The following is a 5,978-nucleotide window of genomic DNA, read 5'->3' as shown; positions in this document are numbered from 1 at the left end:
GTAGATCGCCCTGCGTCCCACTCAGGAACCCCCTCCTTCGATATGGTCCCCTCGTGGTTGTCACCTCACTGCAACGAAAAGTCACCGTCTGTAGTGCCCTGGGGCTGCTTCTGCTCCCCGGCTGCCAGGCGGCGGACACAGCCGAGCCCTACGCCGAAGCCATCGGATTCATCTCCGCAGACCTACCGGACCTGCACACACGCACCGTGTCCGTGGAAACCGACCACAGCACGGTGAGCTACCGGTATCCGGTCCTGGGCGAATCGCACCCGCTTTCGATCCAGGTGCGCACAGCCATGGCCGAACGCCAGACCGCCTTCCTGGAAGAGGCTCCCGAGGGGCGCAGCCCCGAGCTGAACCAGGACACCGAACTGTTGGCCGCTTCCGCCGACGTCATCGGCCTACGCCTCAACGTCGTCGACTCCACCGCGCAGGGCCCCGAGTCCTCCACGCTGTGGTATGACGCCCAAGGCGGACAGGTACTGCCCTGGACCTCCCTGTTCCGTGACGAACAGGCCCTGTTCCAGGCGCACGTGGACCTGGTCGACGTCCTGCGGGACGAGTACGAACTGACCGACGAGGACCTGCCCGAGCCGCTCGGCGAGGTCGCCGCCTACGCCGAGGCCCAGGCCGCCGAACAGCAGGGCCGAGAGAGCGAGGACCAAGAGGACGAGGGCCGCGACACCAAGGAGCAGCCGGCCCCGACCGACGCCTCCGGCGATACCGAGGAAGCCGAGGACAACGACGACTCCGACCGCTCCGACGACTCCGACGAGGACGAAAGTGCGGCCCTGCCACCGGGCGAGGCCGACCTCACCGAACCGGAACAGGCGCAGGAAGTGGCCGACGCCTGGGCCGACTCACCACTGGCCGACCTGGCCTTCAGCACCGCCGGAGGCCTGGCCGTACGCATGGATCCCGACCAGGCGCCAGGGTCCGAACGCGATGACGAGGCCTTGGTGCCCATCGAACCCGAGTCCGCCGAGGAGACACTGTCCGAACTCGGCTACCAGGCCCGTGACGCCGCCGTCCATGGCAACGCCTCGTCCGAGAGCCTGGACCTGGGGCCCGAGGCCACCACCGAAGGCACCACCTTGGACTGCGCCCAGGCCAAATGCGTGGCCCTGACCTTCGACGACGGCCCCGGCGAGCACACCGAGGCACTGTTGGACAGCCTGGACGACTACCAGGCCAAGGCCACCTTCTTCGTCCTGGGCTCACTGGTGGGCGAGTTCCCCGACGTGGTCGAGCGCACCGCCGCCGAGGGACACGAGGTCGCCAATCACACCTGGAAGCACGACGACCTGGCCACCATGTCCGACGACGCCATCAGAAAGGACCTGCAGCGCACCGACGACGCCATCGAAGAGATCACCGGCGAGGCGCCGGTGACCATGCGACCGCCCTACGGCTCGCTCAACGCCACCGTGCGCAGTGCCACCGGCCACCCACTCATCCTGTGGGACGTGGACACCATGGACTGGCAGAGCCGGGACACCAAGGCCGTGGCCAAGCACGCCCTGGCCGAGACCCAGACGGGAAGCGTGGTGCTCTTCCACGACATCCACAAGTCCAGTGTGGACGCCATCCCGAAGGTCCTGGAGGGCCTGCACAAGGAGGGCTACCACTTCGTGACGGTCAAGGACCTGTTCGGGCTGGACGGCATGGAGGCGGGCGAGGTCGTCACCGACGCTCGACTGAATTGATCCGGGGTCGAAGAGGGCCGGGGCGCGGACGACGCTCCGGCCCTCTTTCGTATGCCGGCCGCTCCGCGTCCCCTGGGGCGCGGCGGAACCCCGATTCCATTCCCTGAGAGGAGCAAGGAGTCCTTGCTCACTCCCAGGCTCTGACCTGGGCCCGCCTTTGCCCCCACGCGAAACTTCGCATACATTTCGACGCGTGAACGTTACCTCTTTGATGCATAAGGCCGCCGTTGGCGGGGTACTGGCCACAACCGGGCTCTTGACCCTGACCACCCTCCCCGCGGCCGCCGACACCGAACGTACCGATCCCGACTGCGCCGACGTCAAGTGCGTGGCCCTGACCTTCGACGACGGCCCCGGCGAGCACACCGACGAACTCCTCGACATCCTCGACGAGAACGACGCCAAGGCCACCTTCTACGTCCTGGGTTCCAAGCTCGGCTCCCACACCGACGAGGTCGAGCGCATGGTCGACGAGGGCCACGAGGTCGGCAACCACACCTGGGACCACGCCGATCTGGCCACCCTGTCGGCGAGCGAGATCAAGGACGACCTCCAGCGCACCGACAAGGCCATCAAGGACCTCACCGGCCAGGCGCCCACCACCATGCGTCCGCCCTACGGATCCCTCAGCGACACCGCCCGCGAGACCATCGACAAGCCCATGCTCTTGTGGGACGTCGACACCCTGGACTGGCAGCACCGCGACCCCGAGACCACCGTGGACATCGCCTCCGAGGAGACCGACGAGGGCAGCGTCCTGCTCTTCCACGACATCCACCAGACCACGGTCGAGGCCATCCCCGAGGTGCTGGAGACCCTCTCCGAGGACGGCTACGAGTTCGTGACCGTCGACCAGATGATGGGCTCCCAGGTCGAGGCCGGCACCGCCTACTCCGACGCCCGCTCCCTGGGCTGACCGGGTGGGGGCCGACCGGCGAGAGGTAACGCAGGCGGTCCGAACACGCGGAGGATCCCCCTCGTGTTCGGACCGCCCGGCCGCCCTCGGACACCGGCACCGCCTCACATCATCCGGCGCATCAGCTTCTCCTTGAACTCCGTGATCGGGGCGTAGGCCAGCTTCATCGTGTCCAGCGCCAACGACTTGTCCAACACCGACTTGACGTGCGAGAACGTGTCGATGGAGGTCTCCGCGTGGTAGGCGCCCATCCCGCTCTCACCCACACCTCCGAAGGGCAGGTCCGGCACGGCCAGGTGCGCGATCGGCAGCCCGAACGCGACCCCGCCCGAGGACGTCTCGGTGATCAACCGCCGTTTGGTGGCCTCTGAGTCGGTGAACCCGTACAGCGCCAACGGCTTGTCCCGCTCATTGACGAACCGGATCGCCGCGTCCAGGTCCGGAACCGTGATCACCGGCAGGATCGGACCGAAGATCTCCTCGGCCATCACCGGGCTGTCGGGATCCACACCTCCCAGCACCGTGGGCGCCATGTACAGCGACTCACGATCGGTGCGCCCACCGGCGACCACCTCACCGCTCTCCAACAGCGCGCTGAGCCGCTCGAAGTGCCGCTCGTTGACGATGCGCCCGTAGTCGGGGCTCGCCTTGGGATCGGACCCGAACATCTCGGTGATCGCCGACGCCAACTCACGCTGGAGCCCCTGGGCGGTGTCACCGATGGCCAACACGTAGTCCGGGGCCACACAGGTCTGGCCCGCGTTGGTGAACTTGCCCCAGGCCAGACGCCGCGCCGTCGTGGCCAGGTCCACACCCGGCTCCACCACCGCAGGGCTCTTGCCGCCCAACTCCAACGTCACCGGGGTCAGGTGCTTGACCGCGGAGGCCATCACGATCCGCGCCACCGCCGCGTTGCCGGTGTAGAAGATGTGGTCGAAGCGCTCCTCCAGCAGCGCGGTGCTCTCGGGCACCCCGCCCTCGACCACGGCCACGGCCTCGGTGTCCAGGTAGCGCGGCACCAACTCGGCCAGCACCCCGGAGGTGGCCGGGGCCAGCTCACTGGGCTTGATCACCGCGCTGTTGCCCGCCGCGATCGCGCCGACCAACGGCGCCAGCGCCAGGTTCACCGGGTAGTTCCACGGGCTGATGATCAGCACCGTGCCCAGCGGCTCACGCACCCATCGCGCCTTGGCCGGCGCCAACGCCATGGGCACGCCCACCCGTTTGGGTCGCAGCCACGACGCCAGGTGCTTCAGGGTGTGGTCGATCTCGTTGACCACGTACCCGATCTCGGTGGTGTGCGCTTCCAGGGAGGGCTTGCCCAGGTCGTCCTTCAGGGCCTTCTCCCAGGTGGGGCGCTCTTCGATGAGCATCCGGCGCAGCGCCCGCAGTTGGGCCTTTCGCCAGGAGATCGGCTTGGTCCGGCCGCTGTCGAAGGTGGAACGAAGACGCGCGACCACCGGCGGGATCTCGGTGGCCAGTGTCAGGGGTTGGGAGGTCTCGGTGTTAGCCATGCCACGGATACTAAACGAAAACGTTTCGTTTTAACCAGGTGTCGGCCGATAGGATCCGTCCTATGACGACGGACCATCTGCCCGAGACCACCGCACCGGTCGCCCCCCGAGGAAGACCCCGCGACGCCGGCCGGGACCGCGCGCTGATGGACGCCACTCTCGCCGAACTCCGAGTCAACGGCTACAGCGGCCTGACCACCGCCGCCGTCGCACGACGCGCCGGTGTCTCCACCGCCACCCTCTACCGACGTTGGCGCTCCAAACAGGACCTGGTCGTGGGAGCCGCCCAGGACTGGGCCGAGAATCTGGGGCCCGACCACGACACCGGCACCCTGCCCGGCGACCTCGGCGCCCTGCTGCACGACAAGGCCGCCGCCCTCCAAGGCCCCTCCGGGCTCCTGCTGCGCGCCATCCTGGGCGAGGCCGCCCACAACCGCGCCCTGGCCGACGTCCTCCACGACGCGTTCATCCTGCCCCTACAGGACCGGGTGCTGGCCCTGCTGGAGCGCGGCGCGCTGCGCGAGGAGATCCCACCGGTGGAGGATCCGTTGGTCGTCGCCGAGATGGTCATCGGCCCCATGGTCAGCCACACCTTCCTCCTACCGGACGACGGCCACGGCGACGACATCGCCGACCGCCTCCTGCCCTACCTCCTGCGCGCCCTGGGCCATCACCCCTGAGTCGAGGGCTCTAGGCACCGTCTCCGCCCGGCGCACCGGCATCGTGCGCCGGTGCACCGGGGAGCCCCCCGCGAGTACCTGCCGGGTCGTGGTCGACCCGCTCACCCCACGGGGTCTCCCGCCTCCAGGGAACGGTCGTGGTAGCGGGCCATCTGCTCCCAGTACACGAGCGTGAGCGCCATCTGCGCCGCGCAGGCCACTCCGGTGGGCAACGGGCGACGGTACCTCGCCCCGACCAACGCGACCACGGCGGCGGCCGAGGCCGCGGCGTTGACGGCCAGGGCGGCGTCCCGGGGCCGCTCCAGCATCCACCGTTCCTCACCGAGCATCGCCCGCGTCGACCAGGCTCGCTCATGGGCGGGCCGAGGGAAGACCACCGGGTTGAGGGCGAACCAGACGGCCACGGCGACGGCCTGCCTTCGACTGCGTGTCCATACCGGGACCAGGACCAGCGGGATGGTGGCCCACCGGCTCCAGGCGCTCCACGGATTCGAGTGGCGGGCGAACACCGCCCGCCTGATCCGAGCGAACCCGCCGCCCGGGGAACTCTTGGTCATATGCGCTCCGCTCCTTGTCGCGAACCCCGGACGGTATCCCCGTAGCGGAGGCGGTTCAACTCCCCCGCCCGGCCCCACCACCCCACTCCCGGGGTGAGCCCCCAGGTGACCTCGCGCCTCATCGGCCGTTGGCTCGAAGAACGGCCACCGCCGAGACGGTCGCATACCCGCGCCATTCCAGGGCCGCGGCCTCGGAATAACTACCGAAGTCGACCACCCAGCCCCCGTCGGGACGCCGGCCCCGCTCCAATCGGTCCAGGTCACGGGCGACGGCGGCGTCATCGAGAAGCTCGCGTACCGGGTCGTCGGGGAAGGGCGCCAGGTCCAGTAGGTGGAGCGTCTCGCCCTCGGCGCCTCCCTCGACCGCGATCGCCCCATCGGCGGGGACGAACCGTGCCAGGCGCCGCCGTTGCTCGCGTGCCTCGGGGTGGGTGTCGGCGGCGGCGTCCAGAACCCCAGCGCGAAGGACAGGACGTAGGCGAAGGGGACCTCCTCGATCCGGGAGATCTCGCCCAGGCAGTACCTCGTCGCCCGCACGGTCCAGGGATGTTCGCGCATGTCGGGCCGGGTTCGAGCACGGTCGTGGTTACCGTGGAGCCCGCCGG

5 protein-coding genes are annotated in these 5,978 nt (G+C 69.1%); 3 read left to right on the top strand and 2 right to left on the bottom strand.

Translation table 11 applies throughout. The features are described 5' to 3' along the window. Positions 1-53 precede the first annotated feature (53 nt). Both K8V84_RS00220 and K8V84_RS00215 read left to right on the top strand, forming a co-directional pair. Complete coding sequence (locus K8V84_RS00220; protein ID WP_304069103.1) at positions 54-1,706, top strand: polysaccharide deacetylase family protein; 1,653 nt, start codon at positions 54-56, stop codon at positions 1,704-1,706. Between the two features lie 256 nt (positions 1,707-1,962). After that, complete coding sequence (locus K8V84_RS00215; protein WP_369696590.1) at positions 1,963-2,622, top strand: polysaccharide deacetylase family protein; 660 nt, start codon at positions 1,963-1,965, stop codon at positions 2,620-2,622. 104 nt (positions 2,623-2,726) lie between these two features. On the opposite strand, the gene K8V84_RS00210 is transcribed toward K8V84_RS00215, so the two are convergent. Next, positions 2,727-4,136 carry an aldehyde dehydrogenase family protein gene (locus K8V84_RS00210; RefSeq protein WP_304069101.1) on the bottom strand — a complete coding sequence of 470 codons (1,410 nt, stop codon included), beginning with the start codon at positions 4,134-4,136 and terminating at the stop codon, positions 2,727-2,729. 62 nt (positions 4,137-4,198) lie between these two features. Between K8V84_RS00210 and K8V84_RS00205 the strand changes: the two genes are divergently transcribed. After that, a complete protein-coding gene (locus tag K8V84_RS00205) occupies positions 4,199-4,816 on the top strand; it encodes a TetR/AcrR family transcriptional regulator (protein ID WP_304069100.1) in 618 nt (205 codons plus the stop codon). A 101-nt stretch (positions 4,817-4,917) separates the two neighbouring features. Here the strand turns inward: K8V84_RS00205 and K8V84_RS00200 are convergent, their stop codons facing one another. Beyond that, positions 4,918-5,373 (bottom strand): DUF6653 family protein, encoded by a 456-nt coding sequence (locus K8V84_RS00200; protein ID WP_304069099.1) that lies wholly within the window; start codon positions 5,371-5,373, stop codon positions 4,918-4,920. Between the last annotated feature and the right edge of the window lie 605 nt (positions 5,374-5,978).

Origin of the sequence: Nocardiopsis listeri (assembly GCF_020741345.1) — a bacterium.
GTDB classification, from domain to species: domain Bacteria; phylum Actinomycetota; class Actinomycetes; order Streptosporangiales; family Streptosporangiaceae; genus Nocardiopsis; species Nocardiopsis listeri_A.
This window is presented reverse-complemented; position numbering and strand designations above follow the sequence as displayed.

What these genes read in the sequence shown, in the direction of transcription:
- K8V84_RS00200 (WP_304069099.1), bottom strand. Translation starts at nt 5,373, where the DNA reads ATGACCAAGAGTTCCCCGGGCGGCGGGTTCGCTCGGATCAGGCGGGCG.
- K8V84_RS00205 (WP_304069100.1), top strand. Translation starts at nt 4,199, where the DNA reads ATGACGACGGACCATCTGCCCGAGACCACCGCACCGGTCGCCCCCCGA.
- K8V84_RS00210 (WP_304069101.1), bottom strand. Translation starts at nt 4,136, where the DNA reads ATGGCTAACACCGAGACCTCCCAACCCCTGACACTGGCCACCGAGATC.